Here is a 25521-nt window from a genome sequence, read left to right as displayed (position 1 = left end):
GCCGGCGCGGAGGGCAACAACTTCATGATCGACGGGGAGGGGCGGGGGCGGAGACGCGGAAGGGGCACGCCGGGATCCGGCGTGCCCCTTCGCGGGTGGTGCTCAGGTCACATGTTGGCGACGTCAGCCTGCTTGGCGCGGACGGCCTCGGCGGCCTCCTTGAGGCTGGCCAGCTCGTCGGCGTCCAGGTCGGTCTCGACGACCCGCTTGACGCCCTCGGCGCCGATCTCGGCCTCGACGCCCAGGTAGACGCCGGCGATGCCGTACTGGCCGTCGACCCAGGCGCAGACCGGCATGACCTCGCCGGAGTCCTCGGCGACCGCCTTGGCCATCCGAGCGGCGGCGGCCGACGGGGCGTAGTACGCCGAACCGGTCTTGAGCAGCGCGACCACCTCGGCGCCACCGTTGCGGGTCTTGACGACCAGCTCCTCGATCTGCTCGGCCGGCATCGCGTCGCGCAGCGGCTTGCCGTTCACCGTGCTCTTCGACGGCACCGGCACCATGGTGTCGCCGTGCGAGCCGAGGGTCAGCGTCTTCACCGACTTCACCGGTACGTTCAGCGCCTCCGCCACGAAGTTGGTGAACCGGGCGGTGTCGAGCATGCCGGCCTGGCCGAGCACTCGGTTCTTCGGGAACTGGGTGGCGATCTGGGCCAGCGCGGTCATCTCGTCGAGCGGGTTGGAGACCACGATGACGACGGCGTTCGGGGCGTACTTGGCGACGTTCTCGGCGACCTGACGGACGATCTTGGCGTTCGTCTCCAGCAGGTCCATCCGGCTCATGCCCGGCTTGCGGGGCAGGCCGGCGGTGATGACCACGACGTCCGAGCCCTCGATCGCCTCGTAGCCCTCGCCGTTCGGGCCGGTGGTCACGCCGACCACCTTGGTCTCGAAGCCCTCGATGGCCCGCGACTGGTTGAGGTCCAGGGCGAGACCGGCGGGCTTGCCCTCCACGATGTCGGTGATCACGACGGTGTCGAAGACGTCGTACTCGGCCAGGCGCTGTGCGGTGGTCGAGCCGTAGAAGCCGGCGCCGACGACAGTGACCTTCTTACCCATGGTCGTCCCACTCCCTGATACCAGTCGGTTTTCCGGACCGTATCAGTCATCCTGGCACCGATCCGGCCAGGGGCGGACGGTTATGACCCCGATGGGCGGAAGCCGCCTCGCCGGGCCGGCGCCCGCGCCCGGTCAGCCCCGCTCGGCGCGCTCGACCACGTTGGTGAGCAGCATGGCCCGGGTCATCGGGCCGACACCACCCGGCATCGGCACCAGCGCTCCGGCCACCTCGGCGACCTCCGGGGCCACGTCGCCGGTGTAGCGGCCCTTGCCGTCCGGACCGACCACCCGGGTGATGCCCACGTCGACCACCACCGCACCCGGGTCGACCATGTCGGCGGTGAGCAGCCCGGGCACCCCGGCCGCCACGATCACGATGTCCGCGGCCCGGGTGTGCGCGGCCAGGTCGAGGGTGCCGGTGTGGCACAACGTCACGGTGGCGTTCTCGCTGCGCCGGGTGAGCAGCAGGCCGAGCGGACGGCCGACCGTGTTGCCCCGGCCGACCACGGCGACCTTCGCCCCGCGCAACGCCACGTCGTGCCGGCGCAGCAGCTCGACGATGCCGCGCGGGGTGCACGGCAGCGGGGCATCGTAGCCGAGCACCAGCCGGCCCAGGTTCACCGGGTGCAGGCCGTCGGCGTCCTTCTCCGGGTCGATCAGCTCCAGCACCCGCTGGGTGTCCAGGTGGGCCGGCAGCGGCAGCTGGACGATGTACCCGTGGCAGGCCGGATCGGCGTTCAGCTCGGCGAGCACCTCGTCGACCTGCTGCTGGGTAGCGTCGGCGGGCAGTTCCCGACGGATCGAGGCGATCCCCACCTCCGCGCAGTCACGGTGCTTGCCGTCGACGTACGCCTGCGAGCCCGGATCGGCGCCGACCAGCACCGTGCCCAGCCCCGGCGTGATGCCCCGTTCGGCCAGCGCCTTGACCCGCACGCGCAGCTCGTCCTTGATCTCGGCCGCGGTCGCCTTGCCGTCCAGAAGCGTCGCCGTCACGCCCAGATCGTCTCACGGCGGACGGCTTCCAGCCGATGACCCCGATCAACCGACCACCACCGGTGGTCGATTACGCCGAGTCATGGATCATCTGTCACGCTGAGTAATCGACTGTGAATCCGGCCATAACCCGATCCGGACGGTGATCGCCGCGTGGTTGCGGGCCACGTTCGCCGACCGGCCGGAGTTGTGGGTGTCGCACGAAACGATCTACCAGGCGATCTATGTGCAGTCGCGGGGCGGCCTGCGCGAGGAGCTGACTCGGCAGGTCGCCCTGCGCTCGGGACGGGCCGATCGGCGTTCCCAGTCGCGGGTGGCGGCAGCGGATCGGGGTCGCCGCCCCTGGATCGGGGACCTGCACATCAGTGCCCGTCCCGCCGAGGCCACCGACCGGGCGGTGCCTGGGCACTGCGAAGGTGACCTGGTCATCGGCAAGGCCGGCCGGTCAGCGATCGTGACTCTGGTGGAACGCGCCACCCGATACGTCATGCTCGGCGCCCTGCCCGAGGGCCGAGACACCAACTCCGTCATCAGTGTCCTGACCGCCCTGGCCGGCCGGCTACTGGCGCATCTGCGCCGCTCCCTGACCTGGGACCAGGGCAACGAACTGGCCGCTCACGCCCGCTTCACCGTCACCACCGGCTGCCCGGTCTACTTCTGCGACCCGCACAGCCCCTGGCAACGCGGCAGCAACGAGAACACCAACGGCCTACTGCGCCAATGCTTCCCCAAAGGCAGCTACGACTTCCGCACCATCGACCAGGCCGGCCTCGATGAAGTCGCCCACGAACTGAACACCCGCCCCCGCCAGACGCTCGACTGGGCAACCCCAGCCGAACGCCTGGACCACCTCATCGCCACCTAACGATTGCACTCACCCCTTGACCCCAAGCGGCGCGTCGTGGCAACAACTTCATGATCGACGGCCCCGCAGGGGCTGCGGGTCAGTGGAAGAAGTGGCGGGTGGCGGTGAGGTACATAGTGACGCCGGCCTGCTTGCAGGCGGCGATGACCTCCTCGTCGCGGATCGAGCCGCCGGGCTGGACGATCGCCCGCACGCCGGCCTCGATGAGGATCTTCGGACCGTCGGCGAACGGGAAGAACGCGTCGGAGGCGGCGACCGAGCCGCGCGCCCGGTCCGCGCCGGCCCGGCTGACCGCCAGCTGCGCGGAGTCGACCCGGTTGACCTGGCCCATCCCGACACCGACCGAGGCGCCGTCCTTCGCCAGCAGGATCGCGTTGCTCTTCACCGCACGCACCGCCCGCCAGGCGAAGACCAGGTCCCGCAGGGTGGCCTCGTCGGCCGCCTCGCCGGTGGCGAGTCGCCAGTTCGCCGGGTCGTCGCCGGTGGCGTCGATCCGGTCCCGCAGCTGCACCAGCACGCCGCCGGTGACCTGCCGCCACTCCGCCGGCAGCGGGGCGTACTCCGGCGCGCGCAGCAGCCGCACGTTCTTCTTGGCCTGGAGGATCTCCAGCGCGCCGTCGTCGTAGCCGGGCGCCACCACCACCTCGGTGAAGATCTCGGCGACCTGCCGGGCCATCTCCACGCTCACCGGGCGGTTCACCGCGATCACCCCGCCGTACGCGGAGACCGGGTCGCAGGCGTGCGCCCGGCTGTGCGCCTCGGCCACGTCCGCGCCGACCGCGATCCCGCACGGGTTGGCGTGCTTGATGATCGCCACCGCCGGCTGGTCCGGGAAGTCGTTCGCGGCCCGCCAGGCGGCGTCCGCGTCGACGTAGTTGTTGTAGGACATCTCCTTGCCGTGCAGCTGCTCGGCCTGGGCCAGCCCGGGCGGGCTGGCCGGGTCGGCGTACACGGCGGCCTCCTGGTGCGGGTTCTCGCCGTAGCGCAGCACCGCCTCGCGGCGCAGGGCCAGCCCGGCGAACCGCGGCCAGCCGTCGGCGGGCGGGGCCAGCGTGGTGGCGAACCACTCGGCGACGGCGACGTCGTACTCGGCGATGTCGGCGAAGGCACGGGCGGCCAGGGCGCGGCGCTGGGCCAGCGTGAAACCGCCCTCGTCGAGCGCGGCCAGCAGCGCCGGGTACGCCGCCGGGTCGGTGACCACGGCGACCGAGGCGTGGTTCTTGGCCGCCGCCCGGACCATCGCGGGACCGCCGATGTCGATCTGCTCCACGCACTCGTCGTCCGACGCGCCGGAGGCGACAGTGGCCTGGAACGGGTAGAGGTTGGACACCAGCAGGTCGATCCCGGCGATGCCGTGCTCGTCGAGCTGGCCGGTGTGCGACTCCTTGCGCAGGTCGGCCAGGAGTCCACCGTGGATCTTCGGGTGCAGGGTCTTGACCCGGCCGTCGAGGATCTCCGGGAAACCGGTCACCGTCTCCACCGGGGTCACCGGCACCCCGGCCCCGGCGATGGTGGCCGCCGTGCTCCCGGTCGAGACGATCTCCACCCCGGCCGCGTGCAGGGCCCGGGCCAGCTCGACCAGGCCGGTCTTGTCGTAGACGCTGACCAGCGCCCGCTTGATCGGGCGGCGCTCGTCCTGAGTGGAACTCACGGAACCGTGACCTTTCTTCCGGTGATCGTCCAACCTTCACGGACCAGTCGGCCCACCTGCTCGACGAGCTGGCGCCGCTCGGCTTCCTTGATGCGCTCGGTGAGCGTCGCCACATCGTCGTCGTCGTGCACCGGCACGGCGACCTGCGCGACGATCGGGCCGGTGTCCATCCCGGCGTCGACGAAGAAGAGGGTGGCCCCGGTGATCTTCACGCCGTAGGCGAGGGCGTCGCGCGGGCCGTGGATGCCGGGGAACGCCGGCAGCAGCGTGTTGTGCGTGTTGAGGTAGCGGTCGCCGAACTCGGCCAGGAAGTGCGGGCCGACCAACTTGAGGAAACCGGCGGAGATGACCAGGTCGGGCCGGTGCTCGGCGACGTGCCCGGTGAGCGCGGCGTCCCAGTCCTCCCGGGAGGGGTACGCCTTCAGCTCGTCCACGAAGGTCGGCACGCCGGCCGCCGCGGCCCGCTGCACGCCACCGGTGCCGTGCCGGTCGGCGCCGACGGCCACCACCCGCGCGCCGTACGAGGGATCGGCGCACGCGTCCAACAGCGCCTGGAGGTTGCTTCCGGAGCCGGAGACCAGGACGACGATGCGGGCTGCGGACGCGGGCTCGGTCACCCGGTCACCCTATCCGGCAGGTCAGCGCGCCCATCCGTTGGGCGGCACGACATTCGCTGACAGCCAAGCTGGCCGGAACCAGGTACGCTGCCCGTCGCTCGGGCTAGGCGCACGTCCGGCCCGCACCCGTCAGTGAACCGGCACGCGAGCCGTGTCGATGGAATGAGGAGTCCCCCACGATGCAGCCCGGATACCAGCCCCAGCAGCCGCCGCAGATCAACAACAACATGACGATGTCGATCGTCGCGATCTTCCTGTTCTGGCCGCTGGCCATCCCGGCCATCATCAACGCCTCCAAGGTCAACCCGCTGCTCCAGCAGGGTGACTACGCCGGCGCGCAGGCCGCCGCCGCCGAGTCGAAGAAGTGGTCCAAGTGGGCCCTGATCGTCGGCATCGGCTGGTACGTGATCGTCCTGGTGTGCTGCCTGCTCGGCGGCCTCGCCGGGCTGATTGGCGCCGACACCAGCAGCACCAACTGACCGACCCCAAGCGAGGAGCCTCCACATGCAGCCCGGACAGCCCGGTCAGGACCCGTACGGCCAGCAGCCCACCTCGGGCCAGCCCTACGGCCAGCCCAACGACCCCTACGCCCAGCCGCCGGCCGCCCCGTACGGTCAGCAGCCCACCTCCGGCCAGCCCTACGGCCAGCCGAGCGACCCCTACGGCCAGCCGCCGGCCGCGCCGTACGGCCAGCAGCCCACCTCGGGCCAGCCGTACGGCCAGCAGCAGCCGTACCAGGACCCGTACGCCCAGCAGCAGCAGCCGTACGGCGCCGCGCCGTCCTACCCGAACGCGGGCTACCCGCAGGGGCAGGGCCAGCAGAACACCCTCGGCCTGGTGTCGCTGATCCTCGGCATCGCGTCGATCCCGCTGGTCTGCTGCTTCTACCTGGGCATCCCGGTCGGCATCGCCGCCGTGGTGACCGGTTACCTGGGCAAGCAGAAGGCCGACCAGGGGCTGGCGTCCAACGCCGGCCAGGCCAAGGCGGGCCTGATCTGCGGCGCCGTCGGCGCCGGACTCGGCATCCTGCTCATCATCCTGGGAGTCGTGGCCAACGTGGCCCTGCCGACCCAGTCCTGAGCACCGCACGAGACAGGGGCGTCCCGGATCCGTCCGGGGCGCCCCTCGCCGTCCGCCGGGTCGCCCCCAGCCCGACGCCGCCCGGCGGCGCGGTCGGCGTGGCGCTCAGCGCGCGGCGGGGCGGGCGAGCACCTTGGTGGTGGCGGCGCCGAGCAGCGCGCCGACCCCGATCACCGCGGTCGCCACGGCGGCCACCTGCCAGCCGACCGGGCCGATCTCGGCCAGCCGGCCGCCGCCGAGCGGGCCGGCGGAGGCGGCGGCCGCCGCGCCGAGCAGCAGGCCGGCCACCGGCCCGGCGAGCGCCGCCGGCCCGAGCAGTCCGGCCCAGCGCAGCGTCGCCCGTTCCTCGGCGGCCAGCCGGACCAGCCGGCGGGCCAGCAGGCAGCCGGCCGCCATCCCGGCGAGGACCGGCACCGCGAGCAGCCCGGCGCCGAGCCCGTCGACCGGCCCGCGCGGCAGCCCCGCCAGCAGCGGTACGGCCGGCAGCGCGGCGACCGAGACCTCGCTGGTGCGTACCGCCGTGTCGGTGCCCATCGCGAAGCCCGGGCCGAGCAGGTAGCTGGCCGACCAGACCGTGGCGTTCGGCGCGTAGGCGAGGCTGACCAGCGTGATCCCGGCCTGCCCGGCCACCCCGGTGCGGTATGCGCCGATCATGTCGGCGGCGTCCCCGCCTCCGGTCGCCACGGCCAGCCCGGCCGCTCCGCCGCCCGCGGCGAGCAGCAGCAGCCCGGCGACCAGGCCGGTACGGAGCGCGTCCCGCAGCGGCGCCGGGGCGCGTGCGGCGAGCAGGCCGGCCACCCCGGTGGTGCGGGCGGCACCGACCAGGGCGGCGAGCCCGCCGAACACGCCGAGCGTCACCCCCGCCCGCACCGGCGACACGCCGGGCCCGCCGGTGCCGACCGCGAGCGCGGCGAGCGCGCCCAGCACGGCGTACGCGATGCCCACCGCACCGGCGGCGGTGACCGCCCGGGGTACCGACCGGCTGCCGCGGGCGCCGATCGCCCGGCTGGTGTGCACGCCCGCCCGGGTCAGCCGCCAGAACGCCAGCGCGGTGAGCGCCAGCGGGGCCAGCGCGACCGGGCCGGCGCCGGTGGCCAGCGGGACCCCGTGCCCGAGCAGCCAGCCGGCCAGCCCGGCGCGTACCGCACCGAGCAGCGACGCGGCGTCCTCGCTGAGCTGGAACAGCCAGAGCACGACGACGACCGGCAGGCACGAGGTGATCGCCGCCCACCCGGCGGCCACCCCGGCGGCGACGGCGAGCGGCGCCCGGCGGCGGGGCGGCTCCCCGGCCCGGGGGGCGGGCACCCGCCGACCCGCACCGGCCCGGCCGGACGGCCGGGTGTCGGGGCCGACGTCGACGGGACGGCTGGGCTGGTCAGGGGTGACGGAGGACATCACGTCTACTCTGGCATGCCGCGCGGGCGACGGCAGTCCGATACCGCCCCGTGCCGGCGGCGAGTTCCGTGATCCACCGCCGTCGGCTCCGGATCCGGTTTAGCCTCGGCCCAGGACGCGACGGCAGTCGCGGCACCGACCGCCCGGAGGCAAGCCGTGAACGCTCCGTATCCACCGCCGCCGCCCGCCCGCGGTCGGGACCGCACCACCCTCTGGGGCATCCTGGGCATCATCACCGGCCTGCTCTGCTGCGGCATCCTGGGCATCATCTTCGGCTGGCTGTCCATCCGCGACGCGAAGCGGTCCGGCCAGTCGCCGGTGCTGGGTTACCTGGCCATCACCTTCGGCGTGATCAACATCATCGGCAGCGCGATCCTGCGGGCCACCGGGAACTACCCGGGCTGGAACGACTGAGGGGGCCGACCGGACCCGGTCGACCCCCCTCAGCTCGTCAGCCGTCCGGTCAGCCGGCGGACATGATCTCCCGCATCAGGCGCGCGGTCTCGGTCGGCGTCTTGCCGACCTTGACCCCGACCGCCTCCAGGGCCTCCTTCTTCGCCTCGGCGGTGCCCGCCGAGCCGGAGATGATGGCGCCCGCGTGCCCCATGGTCTTGCCGGGCGGGGCGGTGAAGCCGGCGATGTAGCCGACCACCGGCTTGGTCACGTTCGCCTTGATGAACTCGGCGGCCCGCTCCTCGGCGTCGCCGCCGATCTCACCGATCATGACGATCGCGTCGGTGTCCGGGTCGGCCTCGAACGCGGCCAGGGCGTCGATGTGCGTGGTGCCGATGATCGGGTCGCCGCCGATGCCGACGCAGGTGGAGAAGCCGATGTCGCGCAGCTCGTACATCATCTGGTAGGTCAGCGTGCCGCTCTTGCTGACCAGGCCGATCCGGCCGGAGCCGGTGATGTCGGCCGGGATGATGCCCGCGTTGGAGGCGCCCGGCGAGGCGATGCCGGGGCAGTTCGGGCCGATGATCCGGGTCTTGCCGCCCTTGGCCACGTTGTACGCCCAGAACGCGGCGGTGTCGTGCACCGGCACGCCCTCGGTGATCACCACGGCCAGCTCGATGCCGGCGTCGATCGCCTCGATCACCGCGGCCTTGGTGAACTGCGGCGGCACGAAGATGACCGTGACGTCCGCCCCGGTCTCCTTCATCGCGTCCGCGACGCCGGCGAAGACCGGCAGCTCGGTGCCGTCGAAGTCGACCGTCTGGCCCGCCTTGCGCGGGTTGACGCCGCCGACGATGGTGGTGCCCGCGGCGAGCATCCGCCGGGTGTGCTTGGAACCCTCGGAGCCGGTCATCCCCTGCACGATGACCTTCGAGTCCTTGGTCAGCCAGATAGCCATTGTCAGACCCCCGCAGCGGCCAGCTCGGCGGCCCGCTCGGCCGCGCCATCCATGGTGTCGACCCGCTCGATCAGCGGGTTGTTAGCGCCGTCGAGGATCGCCCGGCCGGCCTCGGCGTTGTTGCCGTCGAGCCGGACGACGAGCGGCTTGGTGACCTGCTCGCCGCGCTGCTTCAGCAGCTCCAGCGCCTGCACGATGCCGTTGGCGACCGCGTCGCAGGCGGTGATGCCGCCGAAGACGTTGACGAAGACGCTCTTGACCGACGGGTCGGAGAGGACGATCTCCAGCCCGTTCGCCATCACCGCGGCGCTCGCGCCGCCGCCGATGTCGAGGAAGTTGGCCGGCTTGACGCCACCGTGCCGCTCACCGGCGTACGCGACCACGTCGAGGGTCGACATGACCAGACCCGCGCCGTTGCCGATGATGCCGACCTCACCGTCGAGCTTGACGTAGTTGAGGTCCTTCTCCTTGGCGGCCTGCTCCAGCGGGTCCACCGCGGCCTGGTCGACCAGCGCCTCGTGGTCCGGGTGCCGGAACGCGGCGTTCTCGTCCAGGCTGATCTTGGCGTCGAGCAGCAGCAGCTTGCCGTCGCCGGTCTTGGCCAGCGGGTTCACCTCGACCAGGGTGGCGTCCTCGGCGACGAAGGCCTTCCACAGCCCCACGGCGACCTCGACGACCTGGTCGGCGACCTCGGCCGGGAAGCCGGCGGCGGTGACGATCTCGCGCGCCTTGGCCTCGTCCACGCCCTCGACCGCGTCGATCGGGGCCTTGACGACCTTCTCCGGGGTCTCCGCGGCGACCTGTTCGATGTCCATGCCGCCGGCGACGCTGGCGATGCAGAGGAAGGTGCGGTTCGCCCGGTCCAGCAGGTAGGAGAAGTAGTACTCCTCAGCCACGTCCGCGGTCACGGTGATCATGACCTTGTGGACGGTGTGGCCCTTGATGTCCATGCCGAGGATGTCGGTGGCCCGGGCCACCGTCTCCTCCGCGCCCTCGGCCAGCTTGACGCCGCCGGCCTTGCCCCGGCCGCCGACCTTCACCTGCGCCTTGACGACCACCCGACCGCCGAGGCGTTCGGCGATCGCGCGGGCCTCCTCCGGGGTCGTGGCGACGCCGCCGGCGAGCACGGGCAAGCCGTGCCGCTCGAACAGGTCCCGCCCCTGGTACTCGTACAGGTCCACGTTTGCGCGTCCCGTCCCGTCTCCGCGGCGCGCCGTCGCGCCGCCACCAGCGTTATGGAAAACAGTTTGACGCCTGTCATCAGTTGAAGCAGGCCATTGGGCGCAGCCTAGCGAGGTGGGCACCGCCGGCAACCGAGCGGGTGCGCGGTGTGCGGTAATGCACAGCCGTCGCCGGGCGGGCCTCCGTTCGCCCCGCCGTCAACCATCCGGGGGATGTTCAGGCGGGTGCGTAACCCCCCGCCGGGGGCGTCGTTGAGTCAGGTGTCGGAGCGCTGCTCAGCGCGAAGACGGGAGACGGCCGATGCCCTGTCGGTCGAGGGGTGGCGGCGGGGCATCGTGCATAGAGGGGCCGGACGTGTGAGGGGTGCGTCCGGCCCCTCCCCCGTGTCCGCGTCCCGCCGGCCCGCCGTCAGCGCCCGGCTCGGGCGCACCGCCCGGCTTCCGCCCAGCGCCCCGCTCCGGCATCCTGCCGGGCTGCCTGCCGCCGAGGCCGAGGCGGGCAGCCCCGGAGAGGTCAGCCGACCGGCTGCGCCACGTTCGCCCGCACCCAGTCGACGATGGACTGGGTGGTGGCGCCCGGCGTGAAGATCTTGGCGACGCCGAGCTGCTCCAGCTCGGGGATGTCGGCGTCCGGGATGATGCCGCCGCCGAACACCACGATGTCCCGGGCGTCCCGCTCGGCCAGCAGCTCCAGCACCCGGCGGAAGAGCGTCATGTGCGCACCGGAGAGCACCGAGAGCCCGATGCCGTCGGCGTCCTCCTGGATCGCGGCCTCCACGATCTGCTCCGGGGTCTGGTGCAGACCGGTGTAGACGACCTCCATGCCGGCGTCCCGGAGGGCACGCGCGACGACCTTGGCGCCGCGGTCGTGGCCGTCCAGGCCCGGCTTGGCGACGACGACCCGAACACGAGAGCTCATCTGCGCATCCCTTTCACCGGCTCCGCGGCTTGACCTGAACGAACGGTAACCCGCCGGCCCGGCCCCCGGAAATCCGGGCCGCACAGCCGGTACCGCGCCGGCGACGGCGGACGGGGTTCGTGGCCGCTCGGCCGCGGTCGCGGGAATCCCGGTCCGCAGGCCGGTTGAGCCGCCGCCGTCAAGCCGGACGACTCCGCCGTTCGGTCACGCTCCGCGACGAACGGGCAGTAACGGGGGCGCCGATCGACGGGTACGAGGCATGACAATCACGGACGCATTTGGACAGAACGCAGCACCAATTCGGCGCTCCGGCTTGTGACTCGTCTGGTGGTTGGCTAACGTGTCCACGGTTGTCATCAGGTCCACGGACGGGTGGCGACGCGGTCAGCAGACGTTCACCACGGCTTCACGAACGCCGGTCCGACCGCTTCGAGACCCCGACAACGGAGGGTGTGCGTGCGCCAGCGCCTGTCGTCTGAGCCCGATCGATATCGCGGTCGCCGCCGCGTACCCACCCCCCCGCGGAGCCGCTACGCCGCCGTCGTCACCACCGCGTTCGTCGGAGCCGGTGTGGTGGCCCTCGGCGCGGGAGCCATGCCGGACGCGAAGAGCGTCAACCCGTCGGTCCTCGACGAACTCAAGGCGGCCTCCACGCTGAGTCAGGACGCGGCCGCCCGCGCCGACTCCGCCGAGCGCGCCTCCCGTGACAGCGGGCGCGCCGAGGAGGCCGCGGAGCCCGAGGTCTGGCTGCTGCCGCTGCAGGGCTACGACTTCAAGTCCCCCTACGGCGTGCGCTGGGGCAAGATGCACACCGGCGTCGATCTGGTCGCCCCCGAGGGCACCCCGTACGTCGCCATCCACGACGGCACCGTCACCACCGCCGGCTGGTTCGGCGGCTACGGCTACACGGTGATCGTCCAGCACTCCGACGGCAGCGAGGCCATCTACGGCCACTCGCAGGCACTGAGCGTCCAGGTGGGGCAGCAGGTCAAGGCGGGCGACCAGCTCGGCCTGGTCGGCAACACCGGCCACTCCTACGGCTCCCACCTGCACCTGGAGATCCATGTCAAGGGCGAGCCGCGCGACCCGGTGCCCTACCTCCAGGAGCGCGGAGTGGACATCCAGCTACAGGTCGAGGCAATCTACAACGAGGTAGCCGCTTCCTGACGCTGCGTACCGACCGATGACCGCCCGGATCTGCCGATCCGGGCGGTTTTTCGTTGCCCGTGGGCCGACAAAGTCTCCCGGGTCACAGTTGACGGTGTGACGCAGAGCACCCACCCGCATGATCACTTATCCGGACGTATGACCCCAGAGAGGGACAAGGGGCCTCTCGGCGCCAGCGGCCGACGGCGCCGCCATCCTCCCGGTACCCGGCGCGGATCGGGCCGACACCAGTATTTCGAGGTCAAGTGCCCCTCGACTGTGAAGGTCAACCGTGCAGGAAGACAGCTCCATCCAGAACGAGAAGACCCCGAACGCGCCAGCCCGGCACCGGCGGCGGATGGGCGGGCGCACCCGGCAGGTGGTCCTCGCGGCGGCGGTCCTGGTCGCCCTCGGCCTCGGCGGCGTCGCCGTGGCGACCACCGGCGCCGACGACGGCACCCCGGCCGCCGTGTCCCTGGACGCGCAGGCCCGGGCCGAGGCCGCCGCCCGCGCCGACCGGTCCGACCGGGAGTCGACGGCACCGGTCACCCCGAGCGCCACCCCCACCAGCCCCGCGCCCAGCCCGTCGACGGCCAGCCCCTCCGCAAAGCCCAGCCCGAAGGCGACCACCAGCAAGCCGAAGCCGAAGGCCAAGCCCAAGCCGACCTGGGTCATCCCGATGAAGGGCGCCGAGATCACCTCCTGCTACGGCCAGCGGTGGGGCACCCTGCACGCCGGCATCGACTTCGCCATGCCCGCCGGCACCCCGATCCGCGCTGCCTTCGGCGGCACCGTGGTCAAGGCCGGCGACGCCGGCGACGGGTACGGCATCTCGGTCTTCATCGACCACGGCAACGGCTACCTGACCCACTACGCGCACCAGAGCCGCACCGCGGTCGGCGTGGGTGACAAGGTCAGCGCCGGCGAGGTCATCGGCTACGAGGGTTCCACCGGCGACTCCACCGGCCCGCACCTGCACTTCGAGGTGCACAAGGGGCAGATGTGGAACCAGATCGACCCCGCGCCGTTCCTGCGCGCCCGAGGCATCGACGTGGCCTGCTGACCCCGGTAGGTCTCGTCTGCTCCAAGCGTTCGATGCGGTGCTCACGCGGGCACGCGCCGCACCAGCCCACACCTGCGTCAAGCGTCCGTGATCAAGACGTGGTTGGCGTGCCGTGGCTCGGTCTGGAACATGGTCAGCAGGCTCTCGCCCTCGGCGACGACGGCGTCGCGCTCGCCCGTCGTGAAAGTGCGCAGCGGCGTGACCCGCAACGTCGCCGCGCCGTCGTCGACGGTGACCGCCCAGGTGCCAGCGACCCGGCCGTCGACCAGCAGGAAGCGGGCACCCGTGACGCTCAGCCCGCGATGCTCGGCGTCGATGACGCGGCTGCGGTCGTCGTAGCCGAGCACCGCGTTGTCGAACGCCGGCAGGAAGCGCGGCGGCGCCGGGGTCTCCGGGTCGGGCAGCGCGCCGTCGGGCACGTCGAGCAGCTCGCGGCCGCGCTCGTCGCGGAACGTCCGCAACGACGGTCGCAACCGCTGGATGGACTCCCGCAGCCCGCTCAGCCCCGACCATGCGCGGATGTCAGCGCTGGCCGCCGGGCCGTAGGCGGCGAGGTAGCGCAGGACCAGCGCGTCGACGGTGGCAGGCGACGCCGGCTCCAGCGGGCGGCCCAGCCACGCCTCGATCGTGGTGTTGTACGCGGCGCCGCGCTCGCCCCAGACGCCGCGGGGTGGCACCTGTACGAGCGGCACGAGCGTGCTGAGCGCGTCGCCCAGCCAGCGCGGCTCCACCCCTGGCCAGCGGTCGGCGATGGCGCGGGCCGCCTCGGTCAGCATCCGCGGCCGCTCCTCGAACAGCGGCCGGCCCAGTTTGGTCAGCTCGTCGAGGTCGACCCCGGGCAGCACCCGGCGCAACGTCGACCACATGCGTGAGACCAGCATTGCCTGGTGCACGGGCCGCAACGCGAGGCAGTCGCGCGCGGTCACCAGGTGCAGGGTGCGGCGCATCAGCAGAGTGCGGACCGCCCCGCGGCTCAGCAGCAGCTCGGCCAGCGCCGGCGGCTGGAAGCCGGCCAGCCGGCTCCACAACCCGACGTACGGCTCCAGGGGCTCCTGCGCCTGCAACCCCACCAGGTGTTCAAGCGCGTCGACGACCGGCATGTCGTGCCGCTGCAGCAGAAGCTGGCGGGCCAGAAGCGACCGGTTGAGGGCGCGGCGATCGAGCACGCTCATGGCGGAACGCTATCGCCCACCCCAGACACTTTCCCTACCCGTACCGGCCCATCCGCGTCAGGACCTCCGTCACCGCCAGGCCGGGCGACGCGCTCAGAGCTTGTCGAGCGGCGCGTGCCGCAGCACCAGCCACATCGTCTGGTCGCCGAAGTCGATCTGCGCCCGGGCGCTCGGGCCGTGCCCCTCCACCGCGAGCACCCGGCCCAGCCCGTAGCGCTGGTGGTTGACCCGGTCGCCGGCGGCCACCTTCGGCCCCTGCGGCAGCTCGCTCGCGGTGGCGAGCCGGCTGCCGTCGACGCCGAGCCGCTTGGCCAGCTGCGCCGCCTTGGGCGTACCGCCGGTGAAGCCGCCACGCCCGCCGGGCGTGCGGTCCGCGCGGCCGCCGACGCCGCCGCCTCCGCCACCCCACGAGGTGTACGACCCCTCGGTGCGCTCCCAGCGCACCAGCTCCGGCGGCAGCTCCTCGACGAACCGGGAGGGCGGGTTGTAGGCCGGGGCGCCCCACGCCGAGCGGGTGACCGCCCGGGAGAGGTAGAGGCGCTGCCGGGCCCGGGTGATGCCCACGTACGCCAGCCGACGCTCCTCCTCCAGCTCGCGGGTGTCGCCGAGCGAGCGCAGGTGCGGGAAGACGCCGTCCTCCAGCCCGGTCAGGAACACCACCGGGAACTCCAGCCCCTTGGCGGTGTGCAGCGTCATCAGGGTGACCACGCCCTGGTGGTCGGGGTCGTCGGTGGGCACCTGGTCGGCGTCGGCGACCAGCGCGACCTGCTCCAGGAAGCCGGCCACGGTGGCCCGTTCCCCCTCGGCGCCGAGCGCCTCGACCCGCTCGGTGTACTCCCGGGCGACGCTGACCAGTTCCTGGAGGTTGTCGACCCGGCCGGCGTCCTGCGGATCCAGGCTCTCCTCCAGCTCGGTGAGGTAGCCCGAGCGGGTCAGCAACGCCTCCAGCACCTCCTCGGGGGTGCCGGTCTCGGCCAGCTCACGCGCCCCGTCGAGCAGGGCGACGAACTCGGCGATCCCGTTGGCCGCCCGGGTGGAGATGCCCGGCGCGTCCTTGGCCCGGCGCAGTGCGGCGCCGAAGGAGATCCGGTCGCGGCTGGAGAGCGCCTCCACGCACGCCTCGGCGCGGTCGCCGATGCCCCGGCGCGGGGTGTTCAGCACCCGGCGCAGGCTGACCGTGTCGTCGTCGTTGACCACGGCGCGCAGATAGGCCAGCGCGTCGCGGACCTCCTTGCGCTCGTAGAAGCGCACCCCGCCGACCACCTTGTAGGGGAGGCCGACCCGGATGAACACCTCCTCGAAGACCCGGGACTGGGCGTTGGTGCGGTAGAAGACCGCCACGTCGCCGGGGCGGGTGTCGCCGGCGTCGACCAGCCGGTCGATCTCCCGGGCCACCCAGTCCGCCTCGGCGTGTTCGGTGTCGGCGACGTAGCCGACGATCTGCTCGCCGGCCCCCGCCTCGCTCCACAGCCGCTTCGGCTTGCGCGAGGTGTTCCGGTCGATCACCGCGTTGGCCGCGTTCAGGATGGTCTGCGTGGAGCGGTAGTTCTGCTCCAGCAGGATCGTCCGGGCGTCGGTGAAGTCCCGCTCGAACTCCAGGATGTTGCGGATCGTCGCGCCGCGGAACGCGTAGATCGACTGGTCGGCGTCGCCGACCACGCAGAGCTCGGCCGGCTCCACCCCCTCGGTGCCGGAGACCAGCTCCTTGATCAGCACGTACTGGGCGTGGTTGGTGTCCTGGTACTCGTCGACCAGCACGTGCCGGAATCGCCGGCGGTAGCTCTCCGCCACGTGCGGGTGCGACTGGAGCAGGTGCACCGTCGTCATGATCAGGTCGTCGAAGTCCAGCGCGTGCGCCTCGCGCAGCCGGCGCTGGTAGAGCGTGTAGGCCTCGGCCAGCGCCCGCTCGTTCGGGCCCTTGGCGCGGCCGGCGAACTCCTCCGGGTCGACCAGCTCGTTCTTCAGGTTGGAGACCTGGGCGGCCAGCCCGCGCGCCGGGTAGCGCTTCGGGTCGAGGTCCAACTCGCGGGCGACGAGCTGCATCAACCGGCGCGAGTCGTCCGCGTCGTAGATGGAGAAGGTTGACTTCAGCCCGGCGTGCTCGTGCTCGGCGCGCAGGATGCGGACGCACGCGGAGTGGAAGGTCGACACCCACATCAGCCGGGCGCGCGGCCCGACCAGGGCGGCCACCCGCTCCTTCATCTCGCCGGCGGCCTTGTTGGTGAAGGTGATCGCGATGATCTCGCCCGGATGCACGTCGCGCGCGGCGAGCAGGTAGGCGATCCGGTGGGTGAGCACCCGGGTCTTGCCCGAGCCGGCGCCGGCCACGATCAGCAGCGGCGAGCCGGCGTGGGTGACCGCGTCGCGCTGCGGCCCGTTCAGGCCGGTGAGCAGGGCCTGCGGATCCAGGCGGGCAGCGGCGGACCCGGGCCGCCGCGCAGGCGTCGGCGTGGTCGTCGGCGCGGGCGGGGACGCGGGGATGTCGAAGAGAGGATGCATCGCACGGCGAGTCTATGCCGCCGGCCGGACACTTCCCCGCCGTGGACGCCCGGCGGGCCGCCGCCGGCAGCCGGGTTGCCGGTTTCCTTGCGCCGGACGCGGGCCGGGCGGCATACTCGACGGCGTGTTCGGTCAGCGCTTCTACTTTTACTACGGCTCCGGGAGTCCGGCAGCCGTAGGTCGCGCCTGATCGATCAGACCTACGAAAAAGCCCCGGGCTCCTGGAGCCCGGGGCTTTTTCCGTCCCGGGATCCCGGCACCGGGCACCACAGCGCGAGGGGTACCCGATGATGACAGACGTGGTGAAGCAGAGCGGCGGACCGGCTCGGACCGGCGCCGGCGGCGCCGGCGCGGAAGCCGACGCCCCGGCCGACGGCGTGACCGCCAACGGCGCGGCGGGCCGGACCGGCAGGCCCGGCACGACCACCCCGGGCACCGGCACCGCGGAACCGTCCGCCGCCGCCCGGATCGTGGAGATCCGGGAGCGGATCGACGAGATCGACCGGGCGCTCATCGAGCTGTGGCAGGAGCGGGCCCGGCTCTCCCAGGAGGTCGGCGCGACCCGGATGGCCTCCGGCGGCACCCGCCTGGTGCTCGCCCGCGAGCGGGAGATCCTGGAGCGCTTCCGGGTCGCCCTCGGCGCCGACGGCACCCAGCTGGCGCTGCTGCTGCTCCGCGCCGGGCGCGGGCCGCTCTGAGCCGTACGCCGGCCGGGCCCGCAGACGCGGAACCGCCTGCCGGCGTCGTGGTGACGCGGGCAGGCGGTTCCGGTGGGGTCACGCCTCGTGGGTGGCGACGATCTCCCGCTTCTCGGCGAAGTGGCAGGCGCTCGGGTGGTCCGAGCCCCGCCGGATCTCCAGCAGCGGCACCTGCTCGGCGCAGACGTCCTGCGCCTTCCAGCACCGGGTACGGAACCGGCAGCCCGAGGGCGGGCTGACCGGCGACGGCACGTCACCGGTCAGGCGGATGATCGCCTTGTTGTCCCGCACGGTCGGGTCCGGCACCGGCACCGCCGACAGCAGCGCCTGGGTGTACGGGTGGGTCGGCCGCTCGTAGATCTCGTCCTCGGTGCCGACCTCGACGATCTTGCCGAGGTACATCACCGCGACCCGGTCGGAGAGGTGCCGCACCACCGACAGGTCGTGCGCGATGAACACGTACGACAGGCCGAACTCGCTCTGCAGCTGCTCCAGCAGGTTCATCACCTGGGCCTGGATCGACACGTCCAGCGCCGACACCGGCTCGTCGCAGACGATGATCTCGGGCCGCAGGGCCAGCGCCCGGGCGATGCCGATGCGCTGCCGCTGACCGCCGGAGAACTGGTGCGGGTACCGGTTGATGTGCTCCGGGTTGAGGCCCACCAGGTCGAGCAGTTCCTTGACCTTGTTCCGGCGGCTGCCCTTGGGAGCCACCTCCGGGTGGATCTCGAACGGCTCGCCGATCAGGTCACCGACCGTCATCCGCGGGTTCAGCGAGGTGTACGGGTCCTGCATCACCAGCTGGATCTGCCGGCGCAGCCGCCGCAGCGCACCGCCGGAGAGCTTGGAGATGTCCTGCCCCTTGTAGTGCACGCTGCCGGCGGTCGGCCGCTCCAGGTTCATCAGCACCCGGGCCAGCGTCGACTTGCCGCAACCGGACTCGCCCACCACGCCGAGGGTCTCGCCGGCCCGCAGGTCGAAGGAGACCCCGTCGACGGCCTTGACGTGACCGATCGTCTTCTTGAACACCACACCGCGGGTGACGGGGTAGTGCTTGACCAGGTCACGGACCTCGAGGATGTTCTCAGTCACGGTTCACCAGCTCCTCGGCGAAGTGGCAGGCGCTGGCCCGGCCGGCACCCACCTGCAGCAGCGGCGGGACCTTCTCCCGGCAGACCGGCTGCGCCATGGGGCAGCGCGGGTTGAACGGGCAGCCCGGCGGGATGTTCATCAGGTTCGGCGGGAGACCCTTGATCGTCCGGAGCTGCTGCCCCTTCTCGTCGAGCCGGGGGATCGAGTTGAGCAGGCCGAGCGTGTACGGGTGCGCCGGCCTGGCGTACAGGTCGTACACGTTGGCTTCCTCGACGATCCGGCCCGCGTACATGACCGCGATCCGGTCCGCGACGTCGGCGACCACGCCGAGGTCGTGGGTGATCAGGATCATGCCCATCTGCCGCTCCCGCTGGAGCTCGGCCAGCAGGTCCATGATCTGGGCCTGCACCGTCACGTCCAGCGCCGTGGTCGGCTCGTCCGCGATCAGCACCTCCGGGTCGAGCGCCAGCGACATCGCGATCATGGCGCGCTGCCGCATACCGCCGGAGAACTGGTGCGGGTAGTTGTTGAACCGGCCCTTGGCGTTCGGGATCTTCACCTGGTCGAGCATCTCGATCGCGCGCTTCTTGGCCTCGGCGCGACCCAGGCCACGCCGCACCCGGAACTGCTCGGCGATCTGGAACCCGACGGTGAAAACCGGGTTGAGCGCGGAGAGCGCGTCCTGGAAGATCATGGCGATCCCCTCGCCGCGGATGCGGCGACGCTCCTCGGCGGACATCTTCAGCATGTCCTTGCCGTGGAAGCGGACCTGACCACCGGTGACGAAGCCGGGGGGCGTGTCCAGGATGCCCATGATCGTCTGGGCGGTGACGCTCTTGCCGGAGCCGGACTCGCCGAGCACGGCGAGGGTCTCCCCCGCGTCGACGTGGTACGTGACTCCGTTGATGACCTTGGCGACGCCGTCCCGGGTACGGAACTCCACGCGCAGGTCGTCGACCTCCAGCAGCCGGCCGGCGGGGCGCCCGGAGGCGCCTGCCGCGGACTGCTCGGACACGAGAATGTCGGACAACTGAATCGCCCCTAGCGGAGTTTCGGATCGAGGGCCTCGCGGACCGCCTCACCGAGCATCACGAAGCTCAGCACGGCGGTGACGAGGAACGCGGCGGGGAAGAAGAGCAGGAACGGCGAGACGCGGATGTAGTTCTGCGCCTCGCTGATCATGATGCCCCAGGACACCACCGGGGTCTTCAGGCCGACGCCCAGGAAGGACAGCGTCGCCTCGGCGCCGATGAACGAACCCACCATGATCGTGCCGTACACCAGCAGCGGCGCCAGGCAGTTCGGCAGCAGGTGCTTCAGGATGATCCGGCCGGTGCCGGCACCCAGCGCCCGCGCGGCCACGATGTAGTCCGCCTCCTTGGTGGCCAGCACCGAGGAGCGCATCAGCCGCATCACCACCGGCCAGCTCAGCACCGTCAGGGAGAGGATCACCAGACCCATGATCTCCGGGGTGCTGTTGTCGGTGCCCGAGCCGTTGAAGGTGGTCAGGATGACGATCGCGCCGAGCACGAACGGCAGGCCGAAGAAGACGTCGGCGATCCGGGACAGCAAACCGTCCACCCAGCCGCCGCGGTAGCCGGCGATGATGCCCATCGTGCCGCCGATCAGCAGCGTGCCGGCCACCGAGAGCACCGCCACCACGATCGAGGCGCGGGCGCCGTAGATGACCCGGGCGAACACGTCACGGCCCTGCACGTCGTAGCCGAACCAGCCGTTGGCCCCCGGCTCCACCCGGCTGTTCGACAGCGAGCCGTTGACCGGGTCGCCGTTGGTGAACAGCGACGGGAACGCCGCCATCACCAGGAAGAGCACGATGAAACTTGCCGAGATCCAGAACAGCGGCTTACGGCGCAGATCCTGCCAGGCGTCGCCGAGTAGACCCCGCGGCTTCTCCTTGCGAGCGTTCTCCGGCAGCCCCGCGTCGGCCGGCGCACCGATCTGACTCGGCTGCTCGGGACGGGGGGTGCTGACGATCGATGCGGTGCTCGGGTCACTCATAGCGGATCCTCGGGTCCAGGGCGGCGTAGAGCAGGTCGACCAGCAGGTTCATCAGCAGGTAGACCAGCACCAGGACCACCACGATGGAGACAACGGTAGCGCTCTCCTTGGTGACGATCGCTCGGAAGACCTGGCGACCGATCCCGTTGATGCCGAAGATGCCCTCGGTGACGATGGCGCCGCCCATCAGGGCGCCGAGGTCGGTGCCGAGCAGCGTGACGACCGGGATGAGGGAGTTGCGCAGCAGGTGCACCCCGACCACCCGGCGCATCGGCAGGCCCTTGGCGATCGCCGTGCGCACGTAGTCGGCCCGCCGGTTCTCGGCGATGCTCGTCCGCGACACCCGGGCGATGTACGCCATGGAGGCGCTGCCCAGCACGAAGCCGGGCACGATGAGTTCGGAGATCCGCATCTCGTTCGAGACGGTCGGCTTGACGATGCCCCACTGCACACCCAGCACCCACTGCAGCACGAAGCCGATGACGAAGACCGGCAGCGCGATCAGGAACAGGGTGGAGACGAGAACCAGGTTGTCCAGGAAGCCGTTGCGGCGCAGACCGGTCAGCACGCCCGCGGTGAGACCGATGAGGGCCTCGATGGCGAGGGCGACCACGGCCAGCTTCAGCGTGTTCGGGTACGACGTGGCGATGATGTCGCCGATCGGCCGGCCACCGAAGGTGGTGCCGAAGTCGCCCTGGAACAGGTTCTGCATGTAGTTGCCGTACTGGACGAAAATGTTCTCGTTCAGCTTGAACTTCTCGGTCATCATGTTGACGTACGCGTCCGGGCAAGCGCGCTCACCGCACTTGCCGGCGAACGGGTCGCCCGGCACCGACCACACGAGCCAGTAGATGAGGAACGTGGTGCCGATGAAGACCGGAATGAGTTGGAGCAGCCGTCTCAACAGATAACGGCCCATGGGGTGGTCCTCCAGACAGGGGGCGCGTCGGACGGCCGACACGGGGATGACAGACCTTGCGAGGAGATGTTGTAACACCTCCTCACGGAACGGCCCGGGTCGGGCCCACCGGTAGGTGAGCCCGACCCGGGGTCAGACCGTTCGGATCAGAGCTCGACCGAGGTGATGTCGAGCTCGCCGACGTTGGTCAGCTCGAGCTTCTTGACCTTCTCCGAGTGGCCGGACTGCTGGCCACCGAAGTAGATCGGCACCGACGGAACGTCCTGGTCGATGAGCTTGACCGCCTCGGCGAACTTGGCGTGCGACTCCTCGATGTTCGCCGCGGAGCTCGCCTCCCTGGCCAGCCGGTCGACCTCCTTGTTGCTGTATTGGCCGTCGTTCGAGGAACCACCGGTCACGTAGAGCGGGTTGACCCAGTTCTCCACGTCCGGGTAGTCCTGCTGCCAGCCGGCGCGGTACATGCCGGTCATCTTGTGGGCGTTGATGTTCTGGCGGAACACCGCGAAGGTCGGCACACCCTCGGCGACGGCGTCGATGCCCAGGTTGGTCTTGATCTGCTGGGCGACGGCCTCCATCCACTCCTTGTGGCTGGCGTCCGCGTTGTAGGCCAGGGTCAGCTTGCCCGTGAAGCCACCGGCGTCGGCCAGGAGCTTCTTGGCCTCCTCCGGGTTGAACTGGCAGGAGGTGCAGTTACCCGGCGCGGCACCCGGGGTCAGCGGGTTCGCCCAGCTGTCGGCCGGCTTGCGGTTGCCGAAGAAGATCTTGTCGCTGATCTCCTGGCGGTTGATCGACAGCGAGATCGCCTTGCGGAGCTTGGCGTTCCGGAAGCGCTCGTCGTAGATCGGGAAGGCGATGATGCCGGTCGACGGGGTGGTCGAGGCGATCGCCCGCTCGCCCAGGTCGGTCTTCCACTTGTCGCCCGCGAGCGAGGAGACCGGAACCTGCTGCATGAAGTCGATGTTGCCGGACAGCAGATCGTTGTAGGCGGCCGTGTCGTCCTGGTAGATCCGGACGTTGACGTCCTTGATCTTCATCTTGTCGCGCAGCTGGTAGTCGTCGAAGCGAGTCAGCTTGATCATCTGATCGTCTTCCCACGACACGAACTTCACCGGGCCGTTACCGATCGGCTTGCGGCCGAACTCTTCCGGCTTCTGGGTGAAGAAGGCGTCCGGCAGCGGCATGAAGGTGCTGTAGCCGAGCTTGGTCGGGAACACGGCGGTCGGGGCCGCGAGGGTGACCTCGAAGGTCCAGTCGTCCAGGACCTTCAGGCCCTTCATCTCCTTGGCCGTCGGCTCGGGGGCCTTCTGCGGGCCCTCGGCGCCGTCCGGGTCCTCGGTGTGGACCTCGGTGAAGCCGTCGATGTCGGCGAAGAAGCTGCCGTTCTGGGCACCGTTCGGGGAGTACGCGCCCCAGTTCCAGGCGTCCACGAAGTTCTTGGCCTTGACGGGGGTGCCGTCGTGGAACTTCGTGTTCTCCTTGATCTTGATCTTGTAGACCTTGGAGTCGGTCGTCTCGATCGACTCGGCGAGAGCGTTCCGCGGAGCACCACCGTCGTTGGGGTACTCGACCAGGCCGGTCCACATCCAGTCGATGATCTTGCCACCACCGGTCTCGGTGGTGTTCGACGGCACCAGGGGGTTCTCCGGCTGGGTGCCTTCGATGGTGATCGCGCCGTCGCTGCTGGCGCCGGCGTCGCCGCCGTCGCTGTCGCTGCCCGAGCAGCCGGACGCGACGAGCGCGAACGCCGCGCCCAGCGCGACCGCGCCCGTTGCCCGCTTCGAGACTCTCATTCCGAGGGGCCTCCTCTTTCTAACCTGGTTCGTCGTGGGTTTCACGCACGTTGGGGGGTGACGCCGCCGTCGGCTCCGTACCGCGGGCCGCCGGTCCTACCGCAGAGAAATCGGGACACCCTGAGGTACCGATCCGCCGGGCCACCGCACCCACCGGGTTCGGCACGCGCACGCGTCACGACCACCAACCGCAGCCGCTCGCGGCGGCGGAGGGTGGTCGCAGGTCGTACGGAGTGCCTCACACGAGGGGTGAGGTGCTGCCACTGTGACACTCACTTGCCCGTTGCGTGAAGGTGCCGTTATCAAGCCGTTAGTTGGTCGCCACGTTGCCGATACTTGAGAAAAGATCATGAAGCATCTCAACGGCACCGCCCTGAGCAGGGAAGATACACCCACGTAGGGCTCTGTGACAGGTGCGGACGGAGCGGCTGTGACCTTCCCCGCGCCGGCTCCGGCGCTCTCCGGAGTCACCCGCGCGCCGGCCGTGTCTGCCCATCCGGACGATGTTGATTTCGGCTGTGCGGGCACGATAGCAAGCTGGGTGGACGAGGGCCACCTGGCCACCGCGGTCGTCGCCGGCCGGATCGAGCCGGCCCCGAACATGATCGTTTGATGTTGGGACGGCGAGAACGGCGCTTCCGCCCTGCCGAGGGTCGGACGACAGAGCGGCTGAATGGGGACGGCCCCGGCGCCCGCCTGCGGGGCGGGTGCCGGGGCCGGGTCGAGCTACGGCGGGTCAGGCGGTGAAGCGGACCTTGCGGCGCCGGACCACCAGGACGGTGACCGCGCCGGCGGCCAGCAGCACCAGGCCGGCGGTGATCGCGGTGGCGATCGGGGAACCGGTCAGCGGCAGGTCGCCGCCGTTGGAGGCCGGCGAGGTGGACGGCGCCGGGCTCTCGGCCGGGGCCGACGGCGACGGCGTCTCGGCCGGCGTGGTCGGCGTCGGGGTCGGCGACGACGGGGCGGCGGTGAAGGTGGCGGCCGCCTTGGCGGTCACCGTCTCGTCGGTGCTACCGCCGAGGATCAGCTTCTGCGCCTTGCCGCCGGTGTAGAGGAAGACCCGCCCGAAGGAGACCGAGCCCTTGGCGGAGAGCGTCGCCTCGACCTCACCGGCCTCCTCGGCGGTCAGCCAGAACTGGCCGCCGTTGGTGGTCGCGGTGACCGGCTTGCCCTCGGCGTCGACGGCCACGCCGCCGGTGACCTTGATGGTGATCTCGCCGGCCGGGCCCTTCACCGTGAACGGACCGGCCTTCTCGCCGACGGTCGCCTTGGCGTTCGTCGGGTCGACGGTCAGCTCGGCCTTCGGCTCGGGCTGGTCGGTGGCGTTGGCCACCAGGTAGTCGTGGACCTTCTTGACCACGTCGTACTGCTGCTTGCCGAGCAGGCCCTTGTCCTTGACCCAGTCGCCCAACTCGATGCCGTCGCTGAAGTGCCAGACGGCGGTCTGGGTGCCGAAGTAGAGCAGGTTGTTCCGCTTGGCCTCGTCCAGCTTCTCCGGCATGGTGGCACCGGCGGCCGCCAGCAGCTTCGCCTGGTCGGCGTTCGGGTAGCCGTGGGTGAGCACCCACTGCACCTTGCCGAGGTTCTTCACCTGGGACTCGTCCCAGGTGCCCTCGGCGTACTTGCCGTTGATCGCCACGTTGGTGTGGTAGTCGATGCAGAACGCCGGCAGGGTCTTGCCGTCGATCTTCAGCGCCAGGGCGCTGGCCGGCTTCGGCTTGCCGTTCAGCAGCAGGGTGACCTTGCTGCCGGGGACCGACTTGGCCACGCCGGTGGCCGGCGCGGCGGCGGCCGGCGCGGCGAAGCCGAGCGCCAGCGCACCACCGGCGACGACGCCCAGGGCGATCCGGGCCCAGCGCCGTCCTCGTTGTCCGATCATGAAATGTGTACCTCTCCCCAGGGTGACCCGCTCCGGGCGGGTTGCGTGGGCCGCCGTTCCCGCGGGATGCGCACCACCCGCGCGCGAGAACGCGACGGGGCATTATCAAACGCGAATTGATCGTTTGTCAGCCC

23 protein-coding genes and 1 pseudogene are annotated in these 25521 nt (G+C 71.2%); 8 read left to right on the top strand and 16 right to left on the bottom strand.

Going from position 1 to position 25521, the window contains the following annotated elements; genetic code table 11:
* Positions 1-107: 107 nt before the first annotated feature.
* Together mdh and GA0070609_RS00710 are read right to left on the bottom strand one after the other, a co-directional pair.
* Positions 108-1058: a malate dehydrogenase gene (gene mdh, locus GA0070609_RS00715; protein WP_088991995.1), complete on the bottom strand. Its 951-nt coding sequence runs from the start codon at positions 1056-1058 to the stop codon at positions 108-110.
* A gap of 132 nt (positions 1059-1190) precedes the next feature.
* The gene (locus tag GA0070609_RS00710; RefSeq protein WP_088991994.1) at positions 1191-2051 is read right to left on the bottom strand and encodes a bifunctional methylenetetrahydrofolate dehydrogenase/methenyltetrahydrofolate cyclohydrolase; all 861 of its coding nucleotides are present in this window, start codon (positions 2049-2051) and stop codon (positions 1191-1193) included.
* Positions 2052-2220: 169 nt separating this feature from the next.
* Here GA0070609_RS00710 and GA0070609_RS00705 point away from each other — a divergent pair.
* Positions 2221-2916: pseudogene (locus tag GA0070609_RS00705) on the top strand (IS30 family transposase); the annotation flags it as partial.
* A 79-nt stretch (positions 2917-2995) separates the two neighbouring features.
* On the opposite strand, the gene purH reads toward GA0070609_RS00705, so the two are convergent.
* Together purH and purN are read right to left on the bottom strand one after the other, a co-directional pair.
* Positions 2996-4567 (bottom strand): bifunctional phosphoribosylaminoimidazolecarboxamide formyltransferase/IMP cyclohydrolase, encoded by a 1572-nt coding sequence (purH, locus tag GA0070609_RS00700; protein WP_088991992.1) that lies wholly within the window; start codon positions 4565-4567, stop codon positions 2996-2998.
* On the bottom strand, positions 4564-5184 hold the full coding sequence (purN, locus tag GA0070609_RS00695) for a phosphoribosylglycinamide formyltransferase (protein ID WP_088991991.1): 621 nt from the start codon (positions 5182-5184) through the stop codon (positions 4564-4566). The genes purH and purN overlap by 4 nt, the downstream gene beginning before the upstream one ends.
* 179 nt (positions 5185-5363) lie before the next feature.
* Between purN and GA0070609_RS00690 the strand changes: the two genes are divergently transcribed.
* Positions 5364-5663: a CD225/dispanin family protein gene (locus tag GA0070609_RS00690; RefSeq protein WP_088991990.1), complete on the top strand. Its 300-nt coding sequence runs from the start codon at positions 5364-5366 to the stop codon at positions 5661-5663.
* A gap of 25 nt (positions 5664-5688) precedes the next feature.
* Complete coding sequence (locus GA0070609_RS00685) at positions 5689-6264, top strand: DUF4190 domain-containing protein (RefSeq protein WP_088991989.1); 576 nt, start codon at positions 5689-5691, stop codon at positions 6262-6264.
* Positions 6265-6369: 105 nt separating this feature from the next.
* Here the strand turns inward: GA0070609_RS00685 and GA0070609_RS00680 are convergent, their stop codons facing one another.
* A complete protein-coding gene (locus GA0070609_RS00680; protein ID WP_088991988.1) occupies positions 6370-7659 on the bottom strand; it encodes a cell division protein PerM in 1290 nt (429 codons plus the stop codon).
* Positions 7660-7815: 156 nt separating this feature from the next.
* Between GA0070609_RS00680 and GA0070609_RS00675 the strand changes: the two genes are divergently transcribed.
* The gene (locus GA0070609_RS00675) at positions 7816-8073 is read left to right on the top strand and encodes a hypothetical protein (protein ID WP_088991987.1); all 258 of its coding nucleotides are present in this window, start codon (positions 7816-7818) and stop codon (positions 8071-8073) included.
* 49 nt (positions 8074-8122) lie between these two features.
* Here the strand turns inward: GA0070609_RS00675 and sucD are convergent, their stop codons facing one another.
* From sucD to GA0070609_RS00660, 3 genes are all read right to left on the bottom strand, one after another.
* Entirely contained in the window at positions 8123-9010 is an 888-nt protein-coding gene (gene sucD / locus GA0070609_RS00670) for a succinate--CoA ligase subunit alpha (protein ID WP_088991986.1), read from the bottom strand.
* Positions 9011-9012: 2 nt separating this feature from the next.
* On the bottom strand, positions 9013-10191 hold the full coding sequence (sucC, locus tag GA0070609_RS00665; RefSeq protein ID WP_088991985.1) for an ADP-forming succinate--CoA ligase subunit beta: 1179 nt from the start codon (positions 10189-10191) through the stop codon (positions 9013-9015).
* Between the two features lie 514 nt (positions 10192-10705).
* Positions 10706-11110: a cobalamin B12-binding domain-containing protein gene (locus GA0070609_RS00660; RefSeq protein ID WP_088991984.1), complete on the bottom strand. Its 405-nt coding sequence runs from the start codon at positions 11108-11110 to the stop codon at positions 10706-10708.
* A gap of 456 nt (positions 11111-11566) precedes the next feature.
* Between GA0070609_RS00660 and GA0070609_RS00655 the strand changes: the two genes are divergently transcribed.
* Together GA0070609_RS00655 and GA0070609_RS00650 are read left to right on the top strand one after the other, a co-directional pair.
* The gene (locus GA0070609_RS00655; protein ID WP_088991983.1) at positions 11567-12277 is read left to right on the top strand and encodes a M23 family metallopeptidase; all 711 of its coding nucleotides are present in this window, start codon (positions 11567-11569) and stop codon (positions 12275-12277) included.
* 271 nt (positions 12278-12548) lie between these two features.
* A complete protein-coding gene (locus GA0070609_RS00650; RefSeq protein WP_408630623.1) occupies positions 12549-13319 on the top strand; it encodes a M23 family metallopeptidase in 771 nt (256 codons plus the stop codon).
* Between the two features lie 77 nt (positions 13320-13396).
* On the opposite strand, the gene GA0070609_RS00645 is transcribed toward GA0070609_RS00650, so the two are convergent.
* Positions 13397-14491 (bottom strand): winged helix DNA-binding domain-containing protein, encoded by a 1095-nt coding sequence (locus tag GA0070609_RS00645; protein ID WP_088991982.1) that lies wholly within the window; start codon positions 14489-14491, stop codon positions 13397-13399.
* A 93-nt stretch (positions 14492-14584) separates the two neighbouring features.
* Positions 14585-16990: a DNA helicase PcrA gene (gene pcrA, locus GA0070609_RS00640; RefSeq protein ID WP_088991981.1), complete on the bottom strand. Its 2406-nt coding sequence runs from the start codon at positions 16988-16990 to the stop codon at positions 14585-14587.
* Between the two features lie 287 nt (positions 16991-17277).
* Between pcrA and GA0070609_RS00635 the strand changes: the two genes are divergently transcribed.
* Positions 17278-17688, top strand: a complete 411-nt coding sequence (locus GA0070609_RS00635; RefSeq protein ID WP_088991980.1) for a chorismate mutase — start codon at positions 17278-17280, stop codon at positions 17686-17688.
* A gap of 78 nt (positions 17689-17766) precedes the next feature.
* On the opposite strand, the gene GA0070609_RS00630 is transcribed toward GA0070609_RS00635, so the two are convergent.
* From GA0070609_RS00630 to GA0070609_RS00610, 5 genes are all read right to left on the bottom strand, one after another.
* Entirely contained in the window at positions 17767-18780 is a 1014-nt protein-coding gene (locus GA0070609_RS00630; RefSeq protein ID WP_088991979.1) for an ABC transporter ATP-binding protein, read from the bottom strand.
* A complete protein-coding gene (locus tag GA0070609_RS00625) occupies positions 18773-19795 on the bottom strand; it encodes an ABC transporter ATP-binding protein (RefSeq protein WP_088991978.1) in 1023 nt (340 codons plus the stop codon). The genes GA0070609_RS00630 and GA0070609_RS00625 overlap by 8 nt, the downstream gene beginning before the upstream one ends.
* 26 nt (positions 19796-19821) lie before the next feature.
* A complete protein-coding gene (locus tag GA0070609_RS00620) occupies positions 19822-20799 on the bottom strand; it encodes an ABC transporter permease (protein WP_088991977.1) in 978 nt (325 codons plus the stop codon).
* A complete protein-coding gene (locus GA0070609_RS00615; protein WP_088991976.1) occupies positions 20792-21718 on the bottom strand; it encodes an ABC transporter permease in 927 nt (308 codons plus the stop codon). The genes GA0070609_RS00620 and GA0070609_RS00615 overlap by 8 nt, the downstream gene beginning before the upstream one ends.
* A 146-nt stretch (positions 21719-21864) precedes the next feature.
* Positions 21865-23508, bottom strand: coding sequence for a peptide ABC transporter substrate-binding protein (locus GA0070609_RS00610; RefSeq protein ID WP_088991975.1), 1644 nt, complete (start codon positions 23506-23508; stop codon positions 21865-21867).
* 430 nt (positions 23509-23938) lie between these two features.
* Here GA0070609_RS00610 and GA0070609_RS00605 point away from each other — a divergent pair, with 430 nt between their 5' ends.
* Positions 23939-24121: a PIG-L family deacetylase gene (locus GA0070609_RS00605; RefSeq protein ID WP_088991974.1), complete on the top strand. Its 183-nt coding sequence runs from the start codon at positions 23939-23941 to the stop codon at positions 24119-24121.
* Positions 24122-24244: 123 nt separating this feature from the next.
* Here the strand turns inward: GA0070609_RS00605 and GA0070609_RS00600 are convergent, their stop codons facing one another.
* Positions 24245-25387: a thioester domain-containing protein gene (locus tag GA0070609_RS00600; RefSeq protein ID WP_088991973.1), complete on the bottom strand. Its 1143-nt coding sequence runs from the start codon at positions 25385-25387 to the stop codon at positions 24245-24247.
* Positions 25388-25521 lie beyond the last annotated feature (134 nt).

The sequence above is a fragment of the Micromonospora echinaurantiaca genome (genome assembly GCF_900090235.1).
In the GTDB taxonomy this organism is placed as follows: domain Bacteria; phylum Actinomycetota; class Actinomycetes; order Mycobacteriales; family Micromonosporaceae; genus Micromonospora; species Micromonospora echinaurantiaca.
This window is presented reverse-complemented; position numbering and strand designations above follow the sequence as displayed.

Coding starts and splice junctions, on each gene's coding strand:
- GA0070609_RS00645 (WP_088991982.1), bottom strand. CDS start 14,491: ATGAGCGTGCTCGATCGCCGCGCCCTCAACCGGTCGCTTCTGGCCCGC.
- sucD (WP_088991986.1), bottom strand. CDS start 9,010: ATGGCTATCTGGCTGACCAAGGACTCGAAGGTCATCGTGCAGGGGATG.
- GA0070609_RS00615 (WP_088991976.1), bottom strand. CDS start 21,718: ATGGGCCGTTATCTGTTGAGACGGCTGCTCCAACTCATTCCGGTCTTC.
- GA0070609_RS00680 (WP_088991988.1), bottom strand. CDS start 7,659: ATGTCCTCCGTCACCCCTGACCAGCCCAGCCGTCCCGTCGACGTCGGC.
- GA0070609_RS00685 (WP_088991989.1), top strand. CDS start 5,689: ATGCAGCCCGGACAGCCCGGTCAGGACCCGTACGGCCAGCAGCCCACC.
- GA0070609_RS00600 (WP_088991973.1), bottom strand. CDS start 25,387: ATGATCGGACAACGAGGACGGCGCTGGGCCCGGATCGCCCTGGGCGTC.
- GA0070609_RS00660 (WP_088991984.1), bottom strand. CDS start 11,110: ATGAGCTCTCGTGTTCGGGTCGTCGTCGCCAAGCCGGGCCTGGACGGC.
- mdh (WP_088991995.1), bottom strand. CDS start 1,058: ATGGGTAAGAAGGTCACTGTCGTCGGCGCCGGCTTCTACGGCTCGACC.
- GA0070609_RS00690 (WP_088991990.1), top strand. CDS start 5,364: ATGCAGCCCGGATACCAGCCCCAGCAGCCGCCGCAGATCAACAACAAC.
- GA0070609_RS00635 (WP_088991980.1), top strand. CDS start 17,278: ATGATGACAGACGTGGTGAAGCAGAGCGGCGGACCGGCTCGGACCGGC.
- GA0070609_RS00610 (WP_088991975.1), bottom strand. CDS start 23,508: ATGAGAGTCTCGAAGCGGGCAACGGGCGCGGTCGCGCTGGGCGCGGCG.
- pcrA (WP_088991981.1), bottom strand. CDS start 16,990: ATGCATCCTCTCTTCGACATCCCCGCGTCCCCGCCCGCGCCGACGACC.
- GA0070609_RS00620 (WP_088991977.1), bottom strand. CDS start 20,799: ATGAGTGACCCGAGCACCGCATCGATCGTCAGCACCCCCCGTCCCGAG.